General features: G+C 62.5%; 25 protein-coding genes and 1 riboswitch. Of the genes, 13 read left to right on the top strand and 12 right to left on the bottom strand.

Features of this window, described 5'->3' with window-relative positions; genetic code table 11:
* Positions 1-15 precede the first annotated feature (15 nt).
* Genes fahA through H281_RS0124355 form a run of 3 tightly spaced genes read right to left on the bottom strand, consistent with a single transcriptional unit; the run spans position 16 to position 4,056 of the window.
* Positions 16-1,317, bottom strand: a complete 1,302-nt coding sequence (fahA, locus tag H281_RS0124365) for a fumarylacetoacetase (RefSeq protein ID WP_020069747.1) — start codon at positions 1,315-1,317, stop codon at positions 16-18.
* Positions 1,314-2,660: a homogentisate 1,2-dioxygenase gene (gene hmgA, locus H281_RS0124360; protein ID WP_020069746.1), complete on the bottom strand. Its 1,347-nt coding sequence runs from the start codon at positions 2,658-2,660 to the stop codon at positions 1,314-1,316. The genes fahA and hmgA overlap by 4 nt, the downstream gene beginning before the upstream one ends.
* 31 nt (positions 2,661-2,691) lie before the next feature.
* Positions 2,692-4,056 carry an MFS transporter gene (locus tag H281_RS0124355; protein WP_020069745.1) on the bottom strand — a complete coding sequence of 455 codons (1,365 nt, stop codon included), beginning with the start codon at positions 4,054-4,056 and terminating at the stop codon, positions 2,692-2,694.
* Between the two features lie 322 nt (positions 4,057-4,378).
* On the opposite strand from H281_RS0124355, the gene H281_RS0124350 reads away from it, so the two are divergent.
* Positions 4,379-5,212: an EAL domain-containing protein gene (locus H281_RS0124350; protein ID WP_020069744.1), complete on the top strand. Its 834-nt coding sequence runs from the start codon at positions 4,379-4,381 to the stop codon at positions 5,210-5,212.
* 102 nt (positions 5,213-5,314) lie between these two features.
* Here H281_RS0124350 and H281_RS0124345 read toward each other — a convergent pair whose 3' ends face one another.
* Positions 5,315-6,100 carry an IclR family transcriptional regulator gene (locus H281_RS0124345; RefSeq protein ID WP_020069743.1) on the bottom strand — a complete coding sequence of 262 codons (786 nt, stop codon included), beginning with the start codon at positions 6,098-6,100 and terminating at the stop codon, positions 5,315-5,317.
* 94 nt (positions 6,101-6,194) lie between these two features.
* Between H281_RS0124345 and H281_RS0124340 the strand changes: the two genes are divergently transcribed.
* A complete protein-coding gene (locus H281_RS0124340; RefSeq protein ID WP_006047845.1) occupies positions 6,195-7,385 on the top strand; it encodes an acyl-CoA dehydrogenase in 1,191 nt (396 codons plus the stop codon).
* Positions 7,386-7,562: 177 nt separating this feature from the next.
* On the opposite strand, the gene H281_RS0124335 is transcribed toward H281_RS0124340, so the two are convergent.
* On the bottom strand, positions 7,563-8,201 hold the full coding sequence (locus tag H281_RS0124335) for a peroxiredoxin (protein WP_020069742.1): 639 nt from the start codon (positions 8,199-8,201) through the stop codon (positions 7,563-7,565).
* A 342-nt stretch (positions 8,202-8,543) separates the two neighbouring features.
* On the opposite strand from H281_RS0124335, the gene H281_RS0124330 reads away from it, so the two are divergent.
* The 3 genes from H281_RS0124330 (at position 8,544) to H281_RS0124320 (ending at position 10,019) form a co-directional block, all read left to right on the top strand.
* Positions 8,544-8,846, top strand: coding sequence for a DUF883 family protein (locus tag H281_RS0124330; RefSeq protein ID WP_006047848.1), 303 nt, complete (start codon positions 8,544-8,546; stop codon positions 8,844-8,846).
* A 139-nt stretch (positions 8,847-8,985) separates the two neighbouring features.
* Positions 8,986-9,372 (top strand): phage holin family protein, encoded by a 387-nt coding sequence (locus tag H281_RS0124325; RefSeq protein ID WP_020069740.1) that lies wholly within the window; start codon positions 8,986-8,988, stop codon positions 9,370-9,372.
* Between the two features lie 173 nt (positions 9,373-9,545).
* Positions 9,546-10,019 (top strand): DUF3318 domain-containing protein, encoded by a 474-nt coding sequence (locus H281_RS0124320; protein WP_020069739.1) that lies wholly within the window; start codon positions 9,546-9,548, stop codon positions 10,017-10,019.
* A gap of 101 nt (positions 10,020-10,120) precedes the next feature.
* On the opposite strand, the gene H281_RS0124315 is transcribed toward H281_RS0124320, so the two are convergent.
* From H281_RS0124315 to glyA, 7 genes are all read right to left on the bottom strand, one after another.
* A complete protein-coding gene (locus H281_RS0124315; protein WP_027804903.1) occupies positions 10,121-10,552 on the bottom strand; it encodes a type IV pilin protein in 432 nt (143 codons plus the stop codon).
* Between the two features lie 10 nt (positions 10,553-10,562).
* On the bottom strand, positions 10,563-11,111 hold the full coding sequence (locus H281_RS0124310) for a pilus assembly PilX family protein (RefSeq protein WP_020069737.1): 549 nt from the start codon (positions 11,109-11,111) through the stop codon (positions 10,563-10,565).
* Between the two features lie 80 nt (positions 11,112-11,191).
* Positions 11,192-12,001: a PilW family protein gene (locus H281_RS0124305; RefSeq protein ID WP_033379670.1), complete on the bottom strand. Its 810-nt coding sequence runs from the start codon at positions 11,999-12,001 to the stop codon at positions 11,192-11,194.
* Positions 12,001-12,459: a type IV pilus modification PilV family protein gene (locus H281_RS0124300; RefSeq protein WP_027804901.1), complete on the bottom strand. Its 459-nt coding sequence runs from the start codon at positions 12,457-12,459 to the stop codon at positions 12,001-12,003. Before H281_RS0124300 ends, H281_RS0124305 begins: the two co-directional genes overlap by 1 nt.
* Positions 12,456-13,016 (bottom strand): GspH/FimT family pseudopilin, encoded by a 561-nt coding sequence (locus H281_RS0124295; protein WP_027804900.1) that lies wholly within the window; start codon positions 13,014-13,016, stop codon positions 12,456-12,458. The genes H281_RS0124300 and H281_RS0124295 overlap by 4 nt, the downstream gene beginning before the upstream one ends.
* A gap of 203 nt (positions 13,017-13,219) precedes the next feature.
* The gene (nrdR, locus tag H281_RS0124290) at positions 13,220-13,702 is read right to left on the bottom strand and encodes a transcriptional regulator NrdR (protein WP_020069733.1); all 483 of its coding nucleotides are present in this window, start codon (positions 13,700-13,702) and stop codon (positions 13,220-13,222) included.
* Positions 13,703-13,708: 6 nt separating this feature from the next.
* Entirely contained in the window at positions 13,709-14,956 is a 1,248-nt protein-coding gene (gene glyA, locus H281_RS0124285) for a serine hydroxymethyltransferase (protein ID WP_020069732.1), read from the bottom strand.
* Positions 14,957-15,122: 166 nt separating this feature from the next.
* Positions 15,123-15,231: riboswitch (ZMP/ZTP riboswitch) on the bottom strand.
* Positions 15,232-15,469: 238 nt separating this feature from the next.
* Between glyA and ydfG the strand changes: the two genes are divergently transcribed.
* The 8 genes from ydfG (at position 15,470) to ybgF (ending at position 21,812) form a co-directional block, all read left to right on the top strand.
* Positions 15,470-16,216, top strand: a complete 747-nt coding sequence (gene ydfG / locus H281_RS0124280; RefSeq protein ID WP_020069731.1) for a bifunctional NADP-dependent 3-hydroxy acid dehydrogenase/3-hydroxypropionate dehydrogenase YdfG — start codon at positions 15,470-15,472, stop codon at positions 16,214-16,216.
* Between the two features lie 59 nt (positions 16,217-16,275).
* Positions 16,276-16,755: a tol-pal system-associated acyl-CoA thioesterase gene (gene ybgC, locus H281_RS0124275; RefSeq protein WP_020069730.1), complete on the top strand. Its 480-nt coding sequence runs from the start codon at positions 16,276-16,278 to the stop codon at positions 16,753-16,755.
* A 157-nt stretch (positions 16,756-16,912) separates the two neighbouring features.
* A complete protein-coding gene (gene tolQ, locus H281_RS0124270) occupies positions 16,913-17,590 on the top strand; it encodes a protein TolQ (RefSeq protein ID WP_006047860.1) in 678 nt (225 codons plus the stop codon).
* Between the two features lie 10 nt (positions 17,591-17,600).
* The gene (gene tolR / locus H281_RS0124265; protein ID WP_025601528.1) at positions 17,601-18,047 is read left to right on the top strand and encodes a protein TolR; all 447 of its coding nucleotides are present in this window, start codon (positions 17,601-17,603) and stop codon (positions 18,045-18,047) included.
* Positions 18,044-19,072, top strand: coding sequence for a cell envelope integrity protein TolA (gene tolA / locus H281_RS0124260; RefSeq protein ID WP_020069728.1), 1,029 nt, complete (start codon positions 18,044-18,046; stop codon positions 19,070-19,072). The genes tolR and tolA overlap by 4 nt, the downstream gene beginning before the upstream one ends.
* Before the next feature lie 137 nt (positions 19,073-19,209).
* Entirely contained in the window at positions 19,210-20,502 is a 1,293-nt protein-coding gene (gene tolB / locus H281_RS0124255) for a Tol-Pal system beta propeller repeat protein TolB (protein ID WP_027777927.1), read from the top strand.
* Positions 20,503-20,533: 31 nt separating this feature from the next.
* Positions 20,534-21,043 carry a peptidoglycan-associated lipoprotein Pal gene (pal, locus tag H281_RS0124250; RefSeq protein WP_013338115.1) on the top strand — a complete coding sequence of 170 codons (510 nt, stop codon included), beginning with the start codon at positions 20,534-20,536 and terminating at the stop codon, positions 21,041-21,043.
* 19 nt (positions 21,044-21,062) lie between these two features.
* Complete coding sequence (gene ybgF, locus H281_RS0124245; protein ID WP_020069726.1) at positions 21,063-21,812, top strand: tol-pal system protein YbgF; 750 nt, start codon at positions 21,063-21,065, stop codon at positions 21,810-21,812.
* Positions 21,813-21,818 lie beyond the last annotated feature (6 nt).

Raw genomic sequence — 21,818 nt, 5'->3', positions numbered from 1 at the left:
GCGGCCGTTTCTTCCTCAGGCCTTCGCCGGCAGAATCTCGCCGACGCACGTTCCAAAGCCCACGCGATAACCGTCCGCCTGGCACCAGCCCGAGAGCGTCAACTCGTCGCCGTCTTCGATAAAGCTGCGCGTGCCGCCCTCGTTCAATTCCAGCGGCTTCTTGCCGTTCAACGTGAGTTCGAGCAGGCTGCCGTACGAGTCTTCCGTCGGCCCGCTGATCGTGCCCGAGCCCATCAGGTCGCCCACTCGCGTGTTGCACCCCCCCACCGTGTGATGCGCGAGTTGCTGAGCCATCGTCCAGTACATGTACTTGAAGTTGGTTCGCGCAATGGTCGTGGCCTGTTTCGCGCCTTGCGGACGTAGCGTCACTTCCAGCGCTATGTCGAATGCATGCTCGCCGTCGTGCCGCAGATACGCAAGCGGCTGCGGCTCCTGCACGGGCTGTGCGACGCGGAACGGCTCGAGCGCATCCAGCGTGACGATCCACGGCGAAATGGTGGTCGTGAATGATTTTGAATTGAACGGGCCGAGCGGCACGTATTCCCATTGCTGGATGTCGCGCGCACTCCAGTCGTTCAACAGCACCATGCCGAAGATATGCGCTTCGGCATCGGTACAGGCGATCGGCTCGCCCAATGCGTTGCCGCCGCCGATCACGAAGCCGGTCTCCAGCTCGATGTCCAGCTTACGGCACGCGCCGAACACGGGACGCTCCTGATCGGGCAACTTCAATTGACCGTTCGGCCGGCGCACCGGCGTGCCGCTCACCACGACCGACGACGCGCGTCCGTTGTAGCCAATCGGCATCTCGGACCAGTTCGGCAGCAGCGCATCCTTCGGATTGCGGAACATGGAGCCGACATTCGTTGCGTGCTCTTTCGACGAATAGAAATCCGTGTAGCCGGGAATTTGCACGGGCAGATGGAGCCGCGCGTCGGCCTGACGCACCAGCGCCTTCGCGCGCAATGCAGCGTCGTCGCGCAAAGTCGCGGTGTCGCGCGAAAGCAGATTACTCAACTGGATGCGCACGCTGCGCCATGCGTCGCGGCCGAGCGCGATGAACTCGTTCAAAGTATCGCGCGCGAAAACGCCTGCGTTCGAGGGCACCGTGAGCAAGCCCGCCGCCTCTAGCGCGGCCAGATCGACGATCTCATCGCCAATCGCAACGCCCACGCGCGGCGTGTCGTCTTTGCTATCGCTGAAAATGCCGAACGGCAAGTTCTGAATCGAAAAATCGTTGCTCGGTTCGTTGGCCGACTGCACCCAACTTTTGCGCGACGGATCGAGCGTCGCCTGAAGATCGCTCAATGCGCTCATCGTTGCTCCGGGTTGAAGTGTTTCTTAAGACCTTGCCAGCACTCGTAGTAGTGCGCCTGAAGTTGCGCGGTTTCGAGCGCAAAACGGGTCGGCTTGATCAGCGTCCTGGTTTCGAACATGAACGCCATGGTGTCGCCAACCTTGACCGGCTTCGACGTATCGCTGTGCGAAGCTTTCTCGAAGGTATCCGCGTCCGGGCCGTGACCGGACATGCAGTTGTGCAGGCTCGCGCCACCCGGCACGAAGCCCTCGGCCTTCGCGTCGTAGACGCCGTGCACAAGCCCCATGAATTCGCTTGCGACATTGCGATGAAACCATGGGGGGCGGAACGTGTCTTCGGCGGCGAGCCAGCGCGGCGGGAAGATCACGAAGTCGAGTGAATCCACGCCCGGCGTGTCGCTTTGCGATTGCAACACCAGAAAGATCGACGGGTCCGGATGGTCGAAGCTAATCGAGCCGATGGTGTTGAAGCGCCGCAAGTCGTATTTATACGGCGCGTAATTGCCGTGCCACGCGACCACGTCGAGCGGCGAATGTCCGATGTCCGCGCGCCACAAGTTGCCGTTCATCTTCGCGACGAGTTCGAAGTCGCCTTCGCGGTCCTCGTAAGCCGCATGCGGCGTGAGGAAGTCGCGCGGATTGGCAAGGCCGTTCGAGCCGATTGGCCCGAGGTCCGGCAAGCGAAGCAAGGCGCCGAAGTTTTCGCAGATGTAGCCGCGCGCCGTGCCGTCCGGCAAGCTCACCGCGAAGCGCACGCCGCGCGGAATCACCGCGATCTCGAACGGCCGCACTTCGAGCCGGCCCAGTTCCGTCGCGATATCGAGGCGCCCTTCCTGCGGCACGATCAGCAACTCGCCGTCGGCACTGTAGAAGAAACGGTCCGTCATCGAACGGTTCGCTGCGTACAAGTGAATCGCGCAGCCGCTCATCGAGTCGGCGGCGCCGTTGCCCGCCATCGTGACCCAGCCGTCGACGAAATCCGTCGGCTCGCCTGGCATCGGCAATGCGTCCCAGCGCAACTGATTCGGCGGCGTCGGCGGCACTTCGGCGAAATTCGCGACGAGCCGCTCCGAAGGCAGCGGCGTGAACGGCTTATGCACTGCCGCGGGACGAATGCGGTACAGCCAGGTGCGCCGATTGTGCCCGCGCGGTGCGGTGAAAGCGGTGCCGGACAACTGTTCGGCGTACAAACCATAAGCCGCGCGCTGTGGCGAATTGCGCCCTTCCGGCAGCGCGCCCGGTAAAGCCTCGGTCGCGAATTCGTTGCCGAAGCCCGACTGATAGCCGGGTTCGATCTCGAGCCGCGACCTGACTGTATTCGGCTGACGTGTTGAGGTATCCATGCAAGATTCTCCGTTGACCCTAGACATCACTTCACGCGGTTTGCGGTTCGGACGGGCGGCTGCGTTGCCGCGTCGCCGCGGCGAGCGCGATCACCAGCAACGCGGAACACAGCACCGGCACCGCGGCCGCATGGAACAGCGATTCGTTCGACCAGTTCAGCGCAATCAGTTGACCGCCGACCAGCGGCCCGATCACCGAGCCGATACGCCCGATTCCGAGGCTCCAGCCGATGCCCGTCGATCGCAGTGTGGTCGGGTAAAAGTGGCCCGCGAGCGCGTTCACGGCCGGCTGCCCGCCGACTACACAGAAGCCGCCTGCGAACACAACGATTAGCAGCCACGGCAAAGCATGCGCCACGCTGCCGATGGTGCCGACAGCGAGTGCCGCGCCCGCGAAGCACACGAACAGCACGCGCACGAAACCAAAGCGTTCGATGAACCAGCCGAGCAGCAACGTGCCGACCACGCCGCCAGTCTGCAACACCGTGCCGACGATCACCGCCGTGCCCGGCGAATAGCCTGCATCGCGCATGACGGTCGGCAGCCAGTTCGACAGAAAGTACAGATCGATCAGGTTCATGAAGCTGATCGCCCACAGAATCAAGGTGACCGGAGCACGCCCCGCGCGGAACAACTCCGCGACCGGCGCACCGGCATTGCCCTTCTCGCGCACGACGACGCGTGTGTTCGCATCGATCGGCAGGCTGGGATTGAACTTCGCGAGCCAGCGCAACGCGCGCTCGCTGCGGCCCTTCAGTACGAGAAATTGCAACGACTCGGGCAGCGCGACGAGCATGGCGACCGCCAGCACCAGCGGCACCGCGCCGCCGACCCAGAACACCGCGCGCCAGCCGTAGGCCGGAATCAGCGCAGCGCTGATGAAGCCGCCCAGCGCCGCGCCCAACGTGAAGCCGCACGACACCAGCATCATGCGCTTGACGCGATGGGCGGGCGTCGAAAATTCGCCTACTAGCGCCATTGCGTTCGGCATGATGCAACCGAGGCCGAGGCCCGTGATGAAGCGCAGCGCGATCAATGCGGGAATCGTCGAGACAAACGGCGTGGCCAGCATCGACAGCGCAAAGAAAAACGTTGCACCGATCAGCACCGGACGCCGACCGATGCGGTCCGCCAGCACCGACAGCCCCAATGCCCCGAGCAGCATGCCGAACAGGCTTGCGCTGAATACCGGGCCGAGCGCCGCCTTCGACACATGCCATTCGCCGATCACGCTCGGCGCGACGTAACCCATGGCCTGCGCGTCGAAGCCGTCGATCACGAGGCAGAGTCCGCACAGCGCGAGCAGCATGAACTGGAATGCCGGGTGATGCGTCTCGCCGAGCACCCGCTCGACTTCGATCACGTTAGTGGCGGCTGATGCCGGCTTGGCGCTCATGGGAATTGTCTCCACGTGTAATGGTTGGAATGTCGGCGGCTGCGGGCCAATGCGAATTGCACGAAACGGCGCGAGTCGGCTCTCGTCAGTCGCGCGACAATTTACGCATGGTAAAACGAATTACGTTAAGTGAAATTAACGTATACCCTGGAAGCGGGACAACAAACGCGCGGCGGCGCCGCCAGGCAAGGGCTGGCGGATATCGTTAGCAGCATTTTGTTCATGTGCGCGCGATGCGGACTGCTACCATCGAAGCATGCGGCGCATGAGCTCTGTCTGGAGTCTCTAGCGAACGCACCACTTACCCTACCCATTCGCCTAAATGATTCCGCCGACCATTCCCAGCCTCGTTGCCCGCGCCTCTGAGCATCCGTTCCTCGGCACACATCTGGCGATGGGACATGGCGCGCACGGCGAGATTGCGCTCGCCCGGTTCCACGACCTCGAACTCACGAGCGCCTACGAACCGATCTTCGACATCAGCGTGCATGCGCTGGCGCAATCGATGTCGTCGGATGTCGAAAACGTCGACCGTTTCGGCGATGAGTTGGGCTTCCAGGCAGTCACGCAACGGCTCGACGCCGCGCCGTTCGATATGTTCGACGCGTTCGACCGCATCGCCGACGACCAGGAGGTCGTCGCGCTCGACCGCATGTCGCGCGCGCTTCACTCAGTCAATTTCTTCGGCGCACAACGGCACGGGCTGCTATTTCTACGCGTACACGAGCGGCTTCTGAAGAGCGTGAAATACGATCACGGGCGGCACTTTTCGAGCGTGCTCACGTCGTTCGGGTTGAACCCGTCGAGGATAGTGATCGAACTGCCGGCAGCCGCGGTCGCGCATAAGACGTTTCTCGGCTATTTGACCAAGAGCTATCAGCACTACGGCTTCAAGGTGGCGGGCAACCTGTCCAACGCGGGGCAGATTCTGTCGGTGTCGGACACCGCTCGCCTGGACTTCATCAAGATGGATGCGGCGACCGCGTTACGCGACGCGACGGTCAAGCCGTTAGTGGGATACGCGAGCCGGCTGCGGATTCCGCTGATCTTCAATCGCGTGATGGACGAACCGCAATTCGAAGCGTTGCAGCAATACGATGTGCGCTTCGTGCAAGGGCCGCTGTTCAATGCGCATTATCACGACCGCGCGGCTTGATCTACTGGTTTGGCTTGATCCACTCGGGGCGATTCGCGTGGCTTGATCCGGTTGATGCGCTTGATGCGCTTGATGCAAGCCACTCGGCTCGAACGCGAATCCTCAGCCAGCGTCGCCGAGGCGCCGCGCAAGCGCCTTCAGCCGCGGCGCAACCTTCTCCCGAAACACGTCTTCTCCCATCGACGAAGCCGGCCCGCTGCAACTGAGCACAAGCCAGCGCCCTTCGCGCGGCTCGCGAAACGGCACGGCAACCGCGTTGACGTCGTCGTGCCAGGCGCGGAACGAATAGCAGCAGCGCTCCTTTTCGAACGCGGCGATTTCCTTCACTGCGTCGGCCACCAGCGCCGCACCGCCCTTCCCCGCCGCTTTCCTGAGTTCCGCAAGCAACGCGGCGCGCACGTCGACAGGTTGCACAGCGAGATATGCGCGACCCATGGAACTCGTCAGCATCGACAGTTTCGAGCCGGGCGCGAGGCCGAGCGTGAGCGCGGTTTCGCTGCGTATGGTGTCGAGGTAGATCATGTCGAGGCCGTCACGGCAGCCAAGCGAAACAGCCGCGCCTACCTCGCGCGCAAACCCGCGCATGTGCGGGCGGGCGAGTTCGAGCGTGTCGGTGCCCGAGAGCAGCGCAAACCCGAGCGACAGCACGCCGGCATCGAGCGCGTACTTTCCCAACGCCTCATCGAGCCGAAGATAGCCGAGCACGGTCAGCGTATAGGCGAGACGGTTCACAGTCGCCTTGGGCAAACCCGTGCGTTCGACGAAGTCCCGATTCCCGAGCATCGTTTCGCCAGGCTTGAATGCGCGCAGCAAATCGAGCCCGCGTGCGAGGGCGACAACGAATTTGCGCTCGTCGAGCGGATCGGACACAGTGGATGCGGGCGTCATCGGGTGATACACTCAGTCGTGGTTTGCAAAACATTGTTCTGCATAGCGGAACTCTAGTCAAGCTTGAATCAAGCAAAGAATCAGGAGATACGTCATGGCCGAGGCCGCGCAGTTTCACTGGGAAGACCCGCTGCTGCTGGATCAGCAGCTCACCGAAGACGAACGCATGGTGCGCGACGCCGCCGCGGCGTATGCGCAGGACAAGCTGCAGCCGCGCGTGCTAGAAGCGTTCCGTCACGAGAAGACCGACATCGAAATCTTCCGCGAAATGGGCGAACTGGGCCTGCTCGGTCCGACCATTCCCGAGCAATACGGCGGTCCCGGGCTGAACTACGTGGCGTATGGCTTGATCGCGCGGGAAGTGGAGCGTGTCGACTCCGGCTACCGGTCAATGATGTCGGTCCAGTCTTCGCTGGTCATGGTGCCGATCTACGAGTTCGGCTCCGAGGCACAGAAGCAGAAATACCTGCCGAAGCTCGCCACCGGCGAATGGATCGGCTGCTTCGGACTGACCGAGCCTAATCACGGCTCCGACCCGGGCAGCATGGTGACGCGCGCAAAGAAGGTCGACGGCGGCTATTCGCTGTCGGGCTCGAAAATGTGGATCACCAATTCGCCGATCGCCGACGTTTTCGTGGTGTGGGCCAAGCTCGAGGAAAACGGCAAGGACGCGATTCGCGGCTTCATCCTCGAGAAGGGCTGGAAGGGACTGTCCGCGCCGACCATCCATAGCAAGGTGGGCCTGCGCGCGTCGATCACCGGCGAGATCGTGCTCGACGAAGTGTTCGTTCCGGAAGAAAACCGCTTCCCGGAAGTGAGCGGCCTTCGAGGCCCGTTCACGTGCCTGAACTCAGCCCGCTACGGCATCGCGTGGGGCGCGCTGGGCGCCGCGGAATCCTGCTGGCACACCGCGCGTCAGTACGTGCTCGACCGTAAGCAGTTCGGCCGGCCGCTCGCGGCAAACCAGTTGATTCAGAAAAAACTCGCGGATATGCAAACGGAGATTACGCTCGGGCTGCAAGGCGTGCTGCGCCTCGGTCGTATGAAGGATGAAGGCACGGCGGCCGTCGAGATCACGTCGATCATGAAACGCAATTCATGCGGCAAGGCACTCGACATTGCGCGGCTCGCGCGGGACATGCTGGGCGGGAACGGGATCTCCGACGAGTTCGGCATCGCGCGGCATCTGGTGAATCTCGAAGTGGTCAACACCTACGAAGGCACGCACGACATTCACGCGCTGATTCTCGGACGCGCGCAAACGGGCATCCAGGCGTTTTTCTAAAGCCTTTCCGACGGCAAACCGAGGTTTGTCGCGGCGCGGTTTGCTCCTGCGTCGAAAGTAAAAGGCCGGTTCGCGATGAACCGGCCTTTTGTCCGTGTATGGCGCGACTTTAGGCTTCCGGCTTTCTGCTCGGGGCTTTCTGCTCCGAACGCCTCTGGCCTTGCGCCGAGCCCGCGCTTACTTGTTCGGCTGCGGCGTCATGCGCAGATACGGACGCAGCGCCTTGTAGCCTTTCGGGAATTTCTGTTTGATCACCTCTTCGTCCTTCAGCGACGGCACGATCACAACATCGTCGCCCTGCTTCCAGTTGCCGGGCGTTGCAACCGAGTGGCTGTCGGTGAGTTGAAGGGAATCGATTACGCGCAGCACTTCGTCGAAGTTGCGCCCCGTGCTTGCCGGGTACGTAATGATCAGACGCACCTTCTTCTTCGGATCGATGATGAACAGCGAGCGAACCGTGAGCGTTTCATTGGCGTTCGGGTGAATCATGTCGTACAACTCGGACACTTTGCGGTCGCCATCGGCCAGAATCGGAAACCCGACGTTGGCGGCCTGCGTCTCGTTGATGTCCTTGATCCACTCCTTGTGCGACTCGGCGCTGTCGACCGACAACGCAATGGTCTTCACGTTGCGCTTCTCGAATTCCTCGGCGAGCTTGGCAGTCAGGCCGAGTTCCGTGGTGCAGACCGGCGTAAAGTCGGCCGGGTGCGAGAACAGCACGCCCCAGCTGTCGCCGAGCCATTCATGAAACTTGATGCGGCCGATACTGGATTCCTGCTCGAAATCCGGTGCGGTATCGCCAAGACGTAGACTCATGTGCATCTCCTTAAGTATTCGGACACCAGCGCGAGCATTTGCCCGCAGCGCTTGGCAAAGATAAAGCATACGGCAGCGACCGTACATGACGAACGAACATCGGCTCACTACTTTATGCCTTTTTGTAATTTTCGCCGATTTAGTGGAAACTTTGCGGGACAGATCAACTCAATCATGCACTAACATCATCTGTGAGAGTCATGCAGATGTTGTCCGGAAGTGTTTAGCCTCGCCGGGAACGGTTCGTGCGTTCGGCTCCGCAGACCGGGCAGTGCGCTCGCCAGCCGCCGTTTCTTTGGTTAGGATTCACGCGTGGCGTGAGAACGAAAAGGGGAGCTGTCAATGTCGGAAGTCAACAAGGAGAGATTGATGTCGGATATCAAAACCGTCCTCGCGGACGCGGAAGACCTGCTGAAACAGGCCGCAAGCGCAACGGGCGAGCGCGCTTCGGAACTGCGCGAAACGGCGCTGTCCCGTCTGAAGCAAGCCCGGGAAAAAGCTGCCGACGTGCAAGTCGTCGTGGTCGAGAAAGGCAAGAAGGCTGCTCGCGCGACCGACGACTACGTTCACGAGCATCCGTGGGCATCCATCGGCATTGCTGCGGGCGCCGGCGTGTTGCTGGGTCTGCTGATCAACCGCAAGTAACACCATTGCACGTTGCCGGACGAACTAAGTCCGGCTTGCCAGCGAATCAAGCGGACCGGCGCACGTCCGGCCGGTCCGCTTATCTTGGCGCGCACGTTTGCACGCGCCGCTTAGGCCACCACGCGCAACGCCCACAGCCATGACGACCGACACACATTCGCAGCGCGAACTACATAGCCCGTTACGCCGCATCATCAGTTCGGTGTCTGCCATTCTGCAAACACGCCTTGAACTGGTCGGCATTGAACTGGCTGAGGAAAAAGACCGCCTTCTGGGCGTGCTCTTTCTTGGCCTTGCGGCGATGATGCTGACCACGATGGCCCTGATCGCTCTTACCGCGCTGGTCGCCATCGCGTTCTGGGACACATACCGGTGGCAGGCGCTTGCCGGCATCACACTGGTTTATGCGATTGCCGGACTGATCTGCGCGCTAAAAGCGCGCAGTGGTCTGCGTAATGCGCCGATGGTCTTCGAGTCCACCATCGCCGAATTCGAAAAAGACCGCGACGTATTTCGTAGACCGTAGCAGCGCGAGCGCGCGGAGCGCGAGACGTTTTTTGTCGATTGGCAAGTTCGTGAACCGGTTGTTCAGCGTATGTGAAGCGCACCGGTTGCACCCACTCTTTTCATGCCGTTCTTTGCGCCGCTCGTTGTGCCGTTCCGTGCGCTGTTCCTAGCCCTCCATAATGCCGATACGCCATGAGCCAGAGCCATTCAAGTTCCGCATTCCGCAACAAGCGCCAGCCGGCGAGAGACCTCAGCGCGCCGCACTTGCGAGCGCTACGCAAGGAATTGCTGCTCGTGCGCGCGGACGTCGAGCGCATGGAATTGGCCCAGGCGACGATCGAATTGCGCGAAGCCGTCACACACTTCAGTTGGCTCAAGTTCATCGTGCCGGGTTTCGGCGGATTGCGCATGGGCACCGGCTCTAAGGCGAACTTCCTGAACGCCGGGACCATTGGCGCTCTTCTCAAACAGTATCCGCTTGTCAGCTCGATCGCCTCGCTCGTCCTCGCGAAGCCGCTGCGCGCGACCGTTGCTGCTGGCGCAAAGCCCGCGCTGAAATGGGGTGGCCTCGCGCTTGCCGCGTGGGAAGCGTACCGCGTGTGGCAGCAGATCAAAGGGGAGTCGCGTGCATCGTATGGTCCGGGCGGTTCGGGCGACGAAAGGTGACGTGCCGGGGTTGTTGGCTGATTACTTGAGCGCCCAGTGGTTGCCTGCTCTCCTGGCCGTCAACGAACGCACTGCCGCGTGTGCCGACTTCGTAGCTCTTGCTAGCCAGTGCCCCAACACTGCCCGGTGGACGGTGCCGACCCGTTCGCGACATTCTTGTTACTTCGCATCCCTGTTGCGTCGAGCGTGAAGACGCCACACGGGTCATCGCGCATCGGCCCCGATTCGTCCGGGGCCGCTTCAATTGAATAGCCGCCGTTAGCATCGTCCGCCGGCAGTACATGCAACCGATAGACAGCCGTGCCGAATTGCGGAGCCTGATCGAGGCCCGGCGGCAGCGAGGCAATGCTGTCACTTGCTGCACCTTCGACGAACTGCGCCGCCCGAAACAGCGCCGATGCCGCGTCGACTCGATGCGTTCGTGCGACGTGGTTGCAATACGACGGCACGGCAAAGACGGCCAGCACCGCGACTATCGCGAGAGTGATAATCAGCTCGAGCAAGGTGAATGCGGATACGTGCGCCCTTCTCATCTATGCCTCACTAAAATGGCCGCGCGGCGACGCGCCGCCAATGGCGTTCGATCCTGTCGCCGTCGATAACAAGTTGCATTTGCAGCCATACCTGCGAGTCGTTGTTCATGCCGAACCCGCGCGATGTCAGCAGGTACGCGCGCGCGTCGGGGCGAGCCGGCAGACTCCATCCTTCGACCATGCATTGCGGCGCGCGCAGTGCCCCGGGCCACTGAGCGACGGGTGTCGCGGCTGCGGCCTCGAACGTAGCTTCGACTTTCCACTGGGTCGGCTCGCGGGCGACTGACGGCGATGCCAATGCGCCGATGCCCGTGCCTGCGACGACGCTGCGGGCACACAAGCTCAAGGCCGAGTCGGCAGCGTGGAATGCCTCCAAGTAGTCGCGCACATTGACGGCGCTACGCGCGGCCGCGACCGATGCTTCGAACCAGGCCGCCGATGTCGCCAACAGCATCGCCGAAATCAGCAGAACGATGGGTATCACGGCGCCACGGCAACGCGTGCGATACGCGTGGCGGTGTGGACGCGAAGCACGGTGCGTCTTGCCACCAGACGCCACCTGCAACGTCGCCAATTGCTGCGAGCAGCCGCACAACGCATGAGCGACGCAGCGGCAAGCCGTTCTGCGTAGTGTGTCAGTCACGAAATAGCCTCCGCGTAGTTACGCAATGCGATCCGACGCCAGAATGCCTGCCGCGGACGCAGGTCGCTCGCAATGCTGCTGACGCCATCGCAATCCGCATAGCGCGAGCGCTGCCCTTGGGGCGCGCCCCGCACGAGCACACACAGATCGACCGCGACAACGCTCGCCCACTGGTCGGGCATTACCGCCGACGCGTCGATTGCATTCACCGCGCCGGCCAGCCAATACCTGATGCGCAACCGCTCGACGCCTTCGACCAGCGGTTGCGCAGAGCCTGTCTTGCCATTGCCTTCGCAATAGAGCTCCGGCTCGCCGGTCGAGCCGCTCGCCTTGGCGTAGAAGCGATTGACCACCGGCACGCCGCGCTCGCCAAGCGCAGCGCTGTTACTGGTCACGGCTTGCCCGAGACAGTCCGTTGTTTGTCCCATGGATGACGGCCACGTCGACACGCTATCGCCGACATATCGCACCGCGACGCCGTCTGATTTACCAGGCAATGTCTCGCAAGTCAGACGGCTGTCATCCGTGCCGGCGGGGTGACCTCCGGAACAGCCGAACAATGGCGCCGGTGCGCGGTATTGCGAAGCGTCTGCCGGCACGAACCCTGCCATTTGCAACTGCTGCCCGACAACGGTCAGCGCCGTCCAACCGGCCTCGCGGATTCCCAGCCCGTTGCTCGCATGCTCAAAGGCTGCGCGCTGCGTCGTATAGAGCGACACCGTCCCTGCGGTCACCACGAGCCCCAGCGCGACGGCAATAACAAACTCGACCAGCGTATGACCGCACGCACGATGCAAGCGCGACATCATTTGACGAACGCCAGTGCGATGCACGAGAAGCCCACGGGCGCGCTCACTCCGCCACACGGCTCGGGCTTGTCGATCACGTCGTTTGCGCGCGGCAAGTTCTGCGAAGCCGACCATGTCACGCGAGCCGCCGACACGCCACCTGTCGCGACGACCGACGCGTCGCCGCGCGGCAACACTGTCGCCGCTCGCAAGTTCCACCACGCGAGCGCGGCCTCGTTGCCTGACGGCGCAGACATCGCCTCAGCCACGGAATCGGCTATCCACGCGGCCTGTTCCCGCATCGACATTGCTCGGGCCTCGCGCGCTGTCCACAACTGCCCGGCGATCAAACCGAGTGCCGTGACCGCGAGCACTGCGACGGCCAGCATCACTTCGATCAACGAGCTGCCGCCGCACTTGCTGCTGCAACGCTGCGATGGTGCTTGCGCCAAAGATGGTTCGGTGAGCCGCCTCATGACGCCGCCCCGCACGCACCTTCTGCAATCCGCGTCCGACCACCCGCCGCAATGCGAATGCAGCGCCGCCACTTATCGCCCTGAGTCGCTTTCGATGGCGCACGCGGCGCAATGTCGAAACTGCGGAAAGTGCCGATCAACTGACCCGCGGGCGGCGTGAACGTCAAATTCGTCTGCGTACCCACAATGCTCACCGATCGAAGCGAGGGATGGGCGCGCAGCAACGTAAGAGTGCCGCCTCGATCCGCCAGTACCGCCCAGCCGCAAGACCAGTCGGTCGGGCCCGTGCCGCACGGTTGCCCGGCGGCCAGGCAGTGCCGCGCCGCATCTGCCCGGCATACGGTCACGCGAGCGCCGCGACGCAAAGCCTCGCTGCGCGCATAGCCGAGCGTCGATACGAGCGCCTTTGCGCGGGCATCGACCTGATCCCGCACCTGCCACGCTACGAACGATGGAGTCGCCATCAACACGACCACCGCCAGCAGCGCGACCACGACCAGCGTTTCGACAAGCGTAAATCCGCCGCACGGCGGCGGAGCGATTGCATGCTGTTTCATTTGCATCCCTGAATATTTCAAAGAATGCGACCAATCTAGCGGTTCGAGAACGGCTCAACAATCGGCCGAATGGCCAGGTGGCATTCAGACGCTATTGCGCGCAAGAATTCACGCGACGAACGATGAGGGAGCGGGAAATGCAGAGACTCGAAGCGACGCGGCACAACACGAATAGTCGGACGCGACGCGAGGGACGTGGGCGCTCAGCGCTTGCGCGACGGCTTGGGAGGAGAGGAAGCGTGGCGGAACTCTTCGATCACGTCTTCAAATTCAGAGACGTCTTCGAAGCGCCGGTAAACGGAGGCGAAACGAACGTAGGCAATGGTGTCGAGCGCGCGCAACTCGTTCATTACGAGTTCGCCGAGGCGCTCGCTGCGCACTTCGCGCTCGCCGCTGCCGAGCAGTTGGTACTCGATCCGGGCGACGGCCGCGTCGATCGCGTCTGCTGCAACCGGGCGCTTGCGCAGCGCCAGTTGCATGCTCGCGACAATCTTGCGGCGATCGAATTCGGTACGGCTGCCGTCTTTCTTGACGACCGACGGCAACGCCAGCTCGACCCGCTCATACGTCGTAAAACGTTTGTCGCAGGCCGGGCAGCGGCGGCGCCGGCGAATCGTCGCGCCGTCTTCGGAGACACGCGAGTCGACAACCTGCGTATCGGCGTGACGGCAGAAAGGGCAATGCATGGCGGCTTAGCCGTAAACCGGGAAACGCTGCGTCAACTCGGCGACCTGGCCGCGCACGCGGTCGATCGTGGCCGTGTCTTCCGGGTTGTCCAGCACGTCGGCGATCAGGTTACCCACCTGCTCGGCTTCCTTGGTGCCGAAGCCGCGTGTGGTCATGGCCGGCGAACCCAGACGAATACCGCTCGTCACAAACGGCTTTTCCGGGTCGTTCGGAATCGCGTTCTTGTTGACCGTGATGTGAGCGGCGCCGAGCGCGGCTTCCGCAGCCTTGCCGGTAATCTTCTTCGCGCGCAGATCGACCAGCATCACGTGGCTTTCAGTACGGCCCGACACGATGCGCAGACCGCGCTTGACGAGCGTTTCCGCCAGCACGCGGGCATTCTCAACGACTTGTTGCTGGTAAGCCTTGAATTCCGGCGACAGCGCTTCCTTGAACGCAACCGCCTTGCCGGCGATCACGTGCATCAGCGGGCCGCCCTGAATTCCCGGGAAGATTGCCGAGTTGATCTGCTTTTCGAATTCGGCCTTCATCAGGATCACCCCGCCGCGCGGGCCACGCAGGCTCTTGTGCGTGGTGGTGGTGACGAAGTCTGCATGCGGCACCGGGTTCGGATACACGCCCGCAGCGATCAGACCCGCGTAGTGCGCCATGTCGACCATGAAGTACGCGCCGACCGACTTCGCAATTTTCGACAGACGTTCGAAGTCGATGCGCAGCGCGAACGCGGACGCACCGGCAACGATCAACTTCGGCTTGTGTTCCTGGGCCAGCTTCTCGGCAGCGTCGTAGTCGATGTCTTCGGCTTCGTTCAGGCCGTAGCTCACGACGTTGAACCACTTGCCCGACATGTTGACGGGCGAGCCGTGAGTCAGGTGGCCGCCGTGCGCGAGGCTCATGCCCATGATCGTGTCGCCCGGCTTGAGCATGGCGAAGAACACGCCTTGGTTCGCCTGCGAGCCCGAGTTCGGCTGCACGTTGGCGGCCTCGGCGCCGAACAGTTGCTTCACGCGGTCGATCGCGAGCTGCTCCGCCACGTCGACGTATTCGCACCCGCCGTAGTAGCGCTTGCCCGGGTACCCTTCGGCGTACTTGTTCGTGAGTTGCGAGCCTTGTGCAGCCATCACAGCCGGGCTCGTGTAGTTTTCCGACGCAATCAGTTCGATATGCTCTTCCTGACGACGGTTTTCCTGTTCGATCACCTTCCAGAGTTCAGGGTCGACGTTGGCGATGGTGCTTTGGGCTCTGTCAAACATACGGATTCCGTTGAGTGTGTTCAGGTTGACCGGATCGTGCGCCGAATCTTGCGTAGAGGGTACGCGGCGCTGCTGGCGGCTGGGCCAGCCCTGACGTGGCGAGAGGAGAGTCGCCGCACACGCGAGGCAGGACAGCCACCGTCAACGCAGATTGATGCGCGCGGATCACGGCTGCCCAGGCGAACGGCAAAACGGCACCCTGCGCTTCACGGTGGGTTTTTCCACCTTGAACCCGATTTGTTGGATCGGTTCTATCGCCAGTCACGCAGGGATGAGCGCGTTAGTTTATTGGAAGAGGATCGAATAGGCAACCAGGTTTTCCCCGTCGCGCAAGGCACCGGCACGACGGCACCCGAGGGCGCGAAACACAGCGCACAGCCGTCCCGCGAAGGCCCGCCAGGAAGCGTGCGCGGACGTCTTGCGGCGCAATCCATCCGGCTCGCCTATCCTTGCCGCAGCGCCGCATTGGAAGTAGGCTTGGGGCCTTTGTCTTCTACCGACCAGGGAACTGTAATGATCGTGTTCGTCACCGGTGCGTCCGCAGGATTCGGCGCCGCCATCGCTCGTGCCTTCGTCAAGGGCGGCCATCGCGTCGTCGCCACGGCCCGCCGCAAAGACCGTCTGGATGCGCTTGCCGCCGAACTCGGCGACGCCCTCCTGCCCTATGAACTGGACGTGCGGGACCGCGCGGCGGTGGAAGCGGTCCCAGCAGCGTTGCCGGCCGACTTCGCCGCGATCGACGTGCTCGTGAACAACGCCGGGCTCGCTCTCGGCGTCGAGCCGGCGCAGAAAGCGAGCCTCGACGAATGGCAGACGATGATCGAAACGAACTGCACCGGCCTCGTTCAGGTCACGCACGCGCTGCTGCCCGGCATGGTCGAGCGCAACCGCGGCCATATCTTCAACCTCGGCTCGGTAGCGGGCCGCTGGCCTTATGCGGGCGGCAACGTCTACGGCGCCACCAAGGCGTTCGTGCGCCAGTTCAGCTTGAACCTGCGCGCGGACCTCGCGGGCACTGCGCTTCGCGTGACGGACATCGAACCCGGTCTGTGTGGCGGCACCGAATTTTCGAACGTACGCTTTCGGGGCGACGACGAAAAGGCCGACAAGGTCTACGAAAACGTCCAGCCGCTGACGGCCGAAGATATCGCCGATTCGATCTACTGGATCGCCACGCGCCCGGCACACGTCAACATCAACACGATCGAACTGATGCCGGTGGCGCAATCGTTCGCGGGCTTGTCCGTTCATCGGGGCTAAACGCCCGCCAGACGGCGCGCACATCTTGAAACAGACCTCGCAGTGTGCGATCCGGTAAAATGCGCCGCATGAATATGACGACCAGCCAGCCAGGCACGGAAATCGGCCATTCGTGGGGCATCCGCGTGTACTACGAAGATACCGACGCCGGCGGCATCGTGTTTTACGCGAATTACCTGAAGTTCTTTGAACGGGCGCGCACCGAATGGCTGCGCGCGTGCGGCATCGACCAGAACCGGCTCGCCGATGAAACGGGCGCGATCTTTATCGTCCGCAGCACCGCGGTCGACTATCGGGCGCCCGCGCGTCTCGACGACGTCGTCAAAGTGGTGAGCCGGATCGAGCGGCTCGGCAGAGCTTCCGTCGACTTCGCGCAAGAAGCGTGGCGCGACGGCACGTTGCTTGCTACCGGCTCGATCCGGGTCGGTTGCGTCGAGCGTACAGCGCTGCGCCCCGCCGCGATTCCGCCGCAGGTTCTGGCAGCTTTGCGGCGCGGACCAGGCGTGCGCGACGGCGGCGTGTCAACGAACGCATGCTGACTCTCGTTGTTACGGGGCCAGTGAACTCGCATCGACCAAGCAGCACAAAAGCATGGTTCGGCTTGCAGTACCGCCGACGCTTCCGTTTTGCTCACGGAAAGCTTCGCGTGGCCTTGCAAAGCCGGACGCCCCTTTCGGGACGATAAAACGAACCTTTATGAACACTACACAAGATCTGTCGATCGTTTCTCTCGTACTCAACGCGAGCCTGCTGGCGCAGGCCGTCATGGCGCTCCTGCTGTTGCTGTCACTGCTTTCGTGGACTTTCATCTTCCGCAAGTGGTTTGCGATCCGTCGCGCCCGCGCGCAGACTGAGCGTTTCGAACGTGATTTCTGGTCGGGCGGCGACCTGCAGGCGCTGTATCAGAGCGCTGCCAATAACCGTCACACCATCGGCGCGCTCGAGCGGATTTTCGAGTCTGGCATGCGCGAATTCCTCAAGGGCAAGGAAAAACGCCTGAACGACCCGGGCGCGATTCTCGACGGCGCGCGCCGTGCAATGCGTGCGGCGTTCCAGCGTGAGATGGACGTGCTCGAAGCGAACCTCGCGTTTCTGGCGTCGGTCGGTTCGGTCAGCCCGTATATCGGTTTGTTCGGTACGGTGTGGGGGATCATGAATGCATTCCGCGGACTCGCCAACGTGCAACAGGCCACGCTTGCGAACGTGGCGCCGGGCATCGCCGAAGCGCTGACTGCAACCGCGATCGGCCTGTTCGCCGCGATCCCGGCCGTGGTCGCATACAACCGCTACGCGCACGACATCGACCGTCTGGCGATCCGCTTCGAGACCTTCATCGAAGAGTTCTCGAACATCTTGCAGCGCCAGGCGCACTAAGGAGTCCACGATGGCAGGCTCTCGCTCCTCCAGCATGCGCGGCGGCCGCTCGCGCCGCGCGATGTCCGACATCAACGTCGTGCCGTATATCGACGTGATGCTCGTGCTGCTCGTCATCTTCATGGTGACCGCGCCGCTCGTCGCGCCGTCCATCGTCAATCTGCCGACTGTCGGCGGCGCAGCGCCGCAGCAGCAAACGCCGCCTGTGATCGTCAACATTCGCGCGGACGGCAACATGAGCGTCAAATACAAGGACGATTCCGGCGCGCAGCAGCAGGAGGACATGACCAAAGCGGGCCTCAACGGCTTTATCGCCGATCGCGCGCAGTCGCATCCCGATCAGCCCGTCGTGATCGCCGCCGACAAGACCGTGAAGTATGAAGCCGTGATGAACGTGATGTCCGAGCTGAAGGCACGGGGCGTCAAACGCGTTGGATTGCTCGTCAAATCGCAATGATCCGTAAGAACACCGACTATCCGCTCCAGCCACCGCGTGAACGCGGCACCGGCCGCGCCTTTGCGTTCGCGCTGGTGATGCATGCGCTGCTCGGGTTCTTCCTCTATCACGGCATTCAGTGGCAGAACAGCACGCCCGAAGGCGCCGAAGCGGAACTGTGGACCGAAGTGCCGGACACCGCGATCCCGCGCGTGGCGCCACCGCCGCCCGCGCCTGTGGTCCCTGCTCCGCCGGTGGCGGACGAACAGGCCGAGATCGCGCTGCAGGAGAAGAAACGCAAGCAACAGGAAGCGGCTCGTCAGGCGCAACTTGCGGAGCAGCAACGTCAGGAAAAGCTGCAGGCTCAGCAGGAAGCCGAGGCGAAGCGTCAGCAACAGTTGGCCGAACAGGCGGCGCAACTGGCTGCCCAGAAAGCGGCGGCCGCGAAGCAGAAGCAACAACAGCAGCAGGCGGAAAAGCTGAAGCAACAGCAGTTGGCCGAGCAGCAAAAGCAGCAGCAGTTGAAGGAACAACAGCAGGAAAAGCAGCAGGAACAGCAAAAGCAGGCTGAGGCCGAAGCGCAGAAAAAGGCGGACGCGCAAAAGGCGGCGAAGGCAAAAGCACAAGCCGCACAAGCCGAAGCAGCGGCGCAAGCGAAGAAGGTCGACGCGGAACGCCGCGCGCGCCTCGCGCAAATGCAAGGCATGGCCGGGCCTCCGGGCTCGACTGGCAATGGCCTCGGCAAGAGCGGCACGGGCAGCGGCTCGGGTGGTAATGCGGCATCGCCGGGTTACGCTGACAAGGTGCGTCGCGTGGTGCGGCCAAACATTTCGTGGGGCGGTGAGACGGAGGGCCTCGAGACTGTGATCGCCGTTCGTTGTTCACCGACAGGCACCCTGTTGAGCGCAACGATCGCTCACAGCAGCGGCAATTCCGCGTGGGACGACGCGGCGTTGCGAGCCGTTCAGCGTTCGGACCCAATGCCTCAGGACATCGACGGCAAGACACCGGCGAGCTTCAGAATTACGTTGCGACCGGCAGGTTGATGAAAGCCTGACAGTACCTTGACAGCAGACCCAGCGCCCCGCCCGGCGCGGCGTGCTCGGGAACGAATTAGCTCTTTTCCGGTCTGTCTGCTGTCGCGAAGCTTTAGTAAAACCGTTTTTTGGGGAATCCATACAGCATGAGTTTGATGACCAAGCTAGGCCTGCGGACACTTGTAGCGTCGTGCCTGATCGCCGTCGGCGGCGCCGCGAACGCACAACTCAACGTCCTCGTGACGGGCGTCGGGTCCACCCAGTTCCCGATCGCAACGGCGAACTTCGCCAACGAAGCGAGCTCGCCGCAACAGGTCAGCACCATCGTGCGTCAGGACCTGCAACGCAGCGGCAAATTCACCAATATCGACGCAGGCTCGACGCCGGTTCCCGAAACGGCTTCGGTCGACCTCGGTAGCTGGAAGGCCAAAGGCGCGAATGCATTCGTAGCCGGCAGCGTGAACCGCCTGCCGAACGGCCAGTACGAAGTGCGCTTCAAGCTGTACGACACGGTCAAGGGCGAGAGCCTCGGCGGCCTCGTGCTGGTCAGCCCCGAAAGCGGCCTGCGCATGAGCGCGCACAAGGTGGCCGACTACATATACGCGAAGCTGATGGGCGGCCGCGGCGTGTTCGCGACGCGGCTGTCGTATGTCATCAAGACCGGCAACCGTTATCAGTTGCAGATCTCGGATTCGGACGGTCAGGACGCGCACATTGCGTTGTCGAGCCCCGAGCCGATCATCTCGCCGGCATGGTCGCCCGATGGCACCAAGGTGGCTTACGTATCGTTCGAAAAGAAGAAACCGATCGTCTATATCCACGATCTGCCTACGGGTCGGCGTATTGTCGTTTCGGACCAGAAAGGCAATAACAGCGCGCCTGCATGGTCGCCGGACGGGCGCACGCTCGCCGTGGCGCTCTCGCGCACGGGCAACACGCAAATCTTCGCCGTCAATGCGGACGGCACCGGCATGCGCCGTCTCACGCAGGGCAGCTCGATCGACACGGAGCCGACTTTCTCGCCAGACGGCCAGACGATCTATTTCACGAGCGACCGCGGCGGTCAACCGCAGATCTACAAGATGTCGGCGCAGGGTGAAAGCGCCGGCGCGGCACAACGGGTCACGTTCACCGGCAGCTACAACACCAGTCCGCGCGTGAGCCCGGACGGCAAGCAACTCGCGTATATTTCGCGCGTCGGCGGCGGTTTCAAGCTGTATATCCAGGACCTGCAAGGCGGAACGGCCACGGGCCTGACGGACACGACACATGACGAATCGCCGAGCTTCGCGGCGAACGGTCAGTACATTCTTTACGCCACTCAGGTGAACGGCCGTGGCGTATTGGCTGCGGTTTCGACCGACGGTCGCACCCGGCAGGTCCTGTCAGTGCAGGGCGGCAGCGTACGTGAGCCGTCCTGGGGCCCTTTCATGCAATAACGTTGATGCAATAACACAAGGAGAGTAAAAAATGATGTCTAAACTTCGCTTCGCATTCGCAGTCCTCATGGTCGGTGCACTGGCCGCATGTCATTCGGGCGTCAAGCTCGACGAAAACGCAAACAAGGGCGGCGCCGTCTCGACGCAACCTAACCCGAACGATGTCGCGCAAGTGAACGTCGACCCGCTGAACGATCCGAACAGCCCGCTCGCAAAGCGCAGCATTTACTTCGACTTCGACAGCTATTCGGTGAAGGACGACTACCAGTCGCTGCTGCAACAACACGCGCAGTATCTGAAGAGCCATCCGCAACGCCACGTGCTGATCCAGGGCAACACCGACGAGCGCGGCACGAGCGAGTACAACCTGGCACTGGGCCAGAAGCGTGCTGAAGCAGTGCGTCGTTCGCTGTCGCTGATGGGCGTGACCGACTCGCAAATGGAAGCCGTGAGCCTCGGCAAGGAAAAGCCGCAAGCTACCGGTCATGACGAATCGTCGTGGGCACAGAACCGCCGCGCCGATCTCGTGTACCAACAGTAAGTAACAGGTGATGAGCCGAATGACGCATCGTTTCTCCTGGCTGCGATTTGCCGCAGCGGCCTGCGTCGCGGGCACGGTCTTCATGGCTATGCCCGCGCACGCCGGTATCTTCGACGACGATCAGGCCCGCCAGGCCATTCTCGATCTTCGGTCGAAGACTGACAGCCTGTCGAGCCAGTTGTCGGCAGCACAGCGCACGATCCTCGATCAGTCCAACCGTCTCGACCAGATGAATCAACAGGTCGCGACGCTGCGCGGGCAGAACGAGGACATGGCCAATCAGCTCGCCACGCTGCAAAAACAGCAGAAGGACTACTACACCGATCTGGACACGCGCCTGAAGAAATTCGAGCCGCAGCAGCAAACGGTGGATGGCGTTCAGGGCGAGGTGCAGCCGGGCGAAACGGAGTCGTTCAATGCGGCCTCACAGCAGTTCCGCAACGGCGACTTCAAGAATGCGGCGGCGTCGTTCCGCAGCTTCATCTCCAAGTATCCGAACAGCCCCTATCAGCCGACCGCGCAGTACTGGCTCGGCAACGCGCTGTATGCGTTGCGCGATTACAAGGGCTCGACGGCGACCTGGCAAGGTGTGGTGAAGAATTATCCGCAGCATCCGCGAGCGCCTGAAGCATTGATGGCAATCGCGAACAATCAGCTCGAGCAAGGTCAGAAGGCCGCGGCCAAGAAGACGCTCGAGCAGATCGTCGCGCAATACGGCGGCTCGGACGTCGCGCAGTCGGCGCAAAGCAAGCTGTCGCAGATCAAGTAGTCGTAG

It is taken from the genome of Paraburkholderia caledonica, from assembly GCF_000383275.1.
GTDB lineage: Bacteria > Pseudomonadota > Gammaproteobacteria > Burkholderiales > Burkholderiaceae > Paraburkholderia > Paraburkholderia caledonica.
The sequence above is the reverse complement of the archived record's forward strand: the minus strand, read 5'-3'. Positions and strand labels throughout refer to the sequence as shown.

Excerpts from the sequence above, each read along its gene's own strand:
- fahA (WP_020069747.1), bottom strand. The coding sequence starts at position 1,317 with ATGAGCGCATTGAGCGATCTTCAGGCGACGCTCGATCCGTCGCGCAAA.
- hmgA (WP_020069746.1), bottom strand. The coding sequence starts at position 2,660 with ATGGATACCTCAACACGTCAGCCGAATACAGTCAGGTCGCGGCTCGAG.
- H281_RS0124355 (WP_020069745.1), bottom strand. The coding sequence starts at position 4,056 with ATGAGCGCCAAGCCGGCATCAGCCGCCACTAACGTGATCGAAGTCGAG.
- H281_RS0124350 (WP_020069744.1), top strand. The coding sequence starts at position 4,379 with ATGATTCCGCCGACCATTCCCAGCCTCGTTGCCCGCGCCTCTGAGCAT.
- H281_RS0124345 (WP_020069743.1), bottom strand. The coding sequence starts at position 6,100 with ATGACGCCCGCATCCACTGTGTCCGATCCGCTCGACGAGCGCAAATTC.
- H281_RS0124340 (WP_006047845.1), top strand. The coding sequence starts at position 6,195 with ATGGCCGAGGCCGCGCAGTTTCACTGGGAAGACCCGCTGCTGCTGGAT.
- H281_RS0124335 (WP_020069742.1), bottom strand. The coding sequence starts at position 8,201 with ATGAGTCTACGTCTTGGCGATACCGCACCGGATTTCGAGCAGGAATCC.
- H281_RS0124330 (WP_006047848.1), top strand. The coding sequence starts at position 8,544 with ATGTCGGAAGTCAACAAGGAGAGATTGATGTCGGATATCAAAACCGTC.
- H281_RS0124325 (WP_020069740.1), top strand. The coding sequence starts at position 8,986 with ATGACGACCGACACACATTCGCAGCGCGAACTACATAGCCCGTTACGC.
- H281_RS0124320 (WP_020069739.1), top strand. The coding sequence starts at position 9,546 with ATGAGCCAGAGCCATTCAAGTTCCGCATTCCGCAACAAGCGCCAGCCG.
- H281_RS0124315 (WP_027804903.1), bottom strand. The coding sequence starts at position 10,552 with ATGAGAAGGGCGCACGTATCCGCATTCACCTTGCTCGAGCTGATTATC.
- H281_RS0124305 (WP_033379670.1), bottom strand. The coding sequence starts at position 12,001 with ATGTCGCGCTTGCATCGTGCGTGCGGTCATACGCTGGTCGAGTTTGTT.
- H281_RS0124300 (WP_027804901.1), bottom strand. The coding sequence starts at position 12,459 with ATGAGGCGGCTCACCGAACCATCTTTGGCGCAAGCACCATCGCAGCGT.
- H281_RS0124295 (WP_027804900.1), bottom strand. The coding sequence starts at position 13,016 with ATGAAACAGCATGCAATCGCTCCGCCGCCGTGCGGCGGATTTACGCTT.
- nrdR (WP_020069733.1), bottom strand. The coding sequence starts at position 13,702 with ATGCATTGCCCTTTCTGCCGTCACGCCGATACGCAGGTTGTCGACTCG.
- glyA (WP_020069732.1), bottom strand. The coding sequence starts at position 14,956 with ATGTTTGACAGAGCCCAAAGCACCATCGCCAACGTCGACCCTGAACTC.
- ydfG (WP_020069731.1), top strand. The coding sequence starts at position 15,470 with ATGATCGTGTTCGTCACCGGTGCGTCCGCAGGATTCGGCGCCGCCATC.
- ybgC (WP_020069730.1), top strand. The coding sequence starts at position 16,276 with ATGCGCCGCATGAATATGACGACCAGCCAGCCAGGCACGGAAATCGGC.
- tolQ (WP_006047860.1), top strand. The coding sequence starts at position 16,913 with ATGAACACTACACAAGATCTGTCGATCGTTTCTCTCGTACTCAACGCG.
- tolR (WP_025601528.1), top strand. The coding sequence starts at position 17,601 with ATGGCAGGCTCTCGCTCCTCCAGCATGCGCGGCGGCCGCTCGCGCCGC.
- tolA (WP_020069728.1), top strand. The coding sequence starts at position 18,044 with ATGATCCGTAAGAACACCGACTATCCGCTCCAGCCACCGCGTGAACGC.
- tolB (WP_027777927.1), top strand. The coding sequence starts at position 19,210 with ATGAGTTTGATGACCAAGCTAGGCCTGCGGACACTTGTAGCGTCGTGC.
- pal (WP_013338115.1), top strand. The coding sequence starts at position 20,534 with ATGATGTCTAAACTTCGCTTCGCATTCGCAGTCCTCATGGTCGGTGCA.
- ybgF (WP_020069726.1), top strand. The coding sequence starts at position 21,063 with ATGACGCATCGTTTCTCCTGGCTGCGATTTGCCGCAGCGGCCTGCGTC.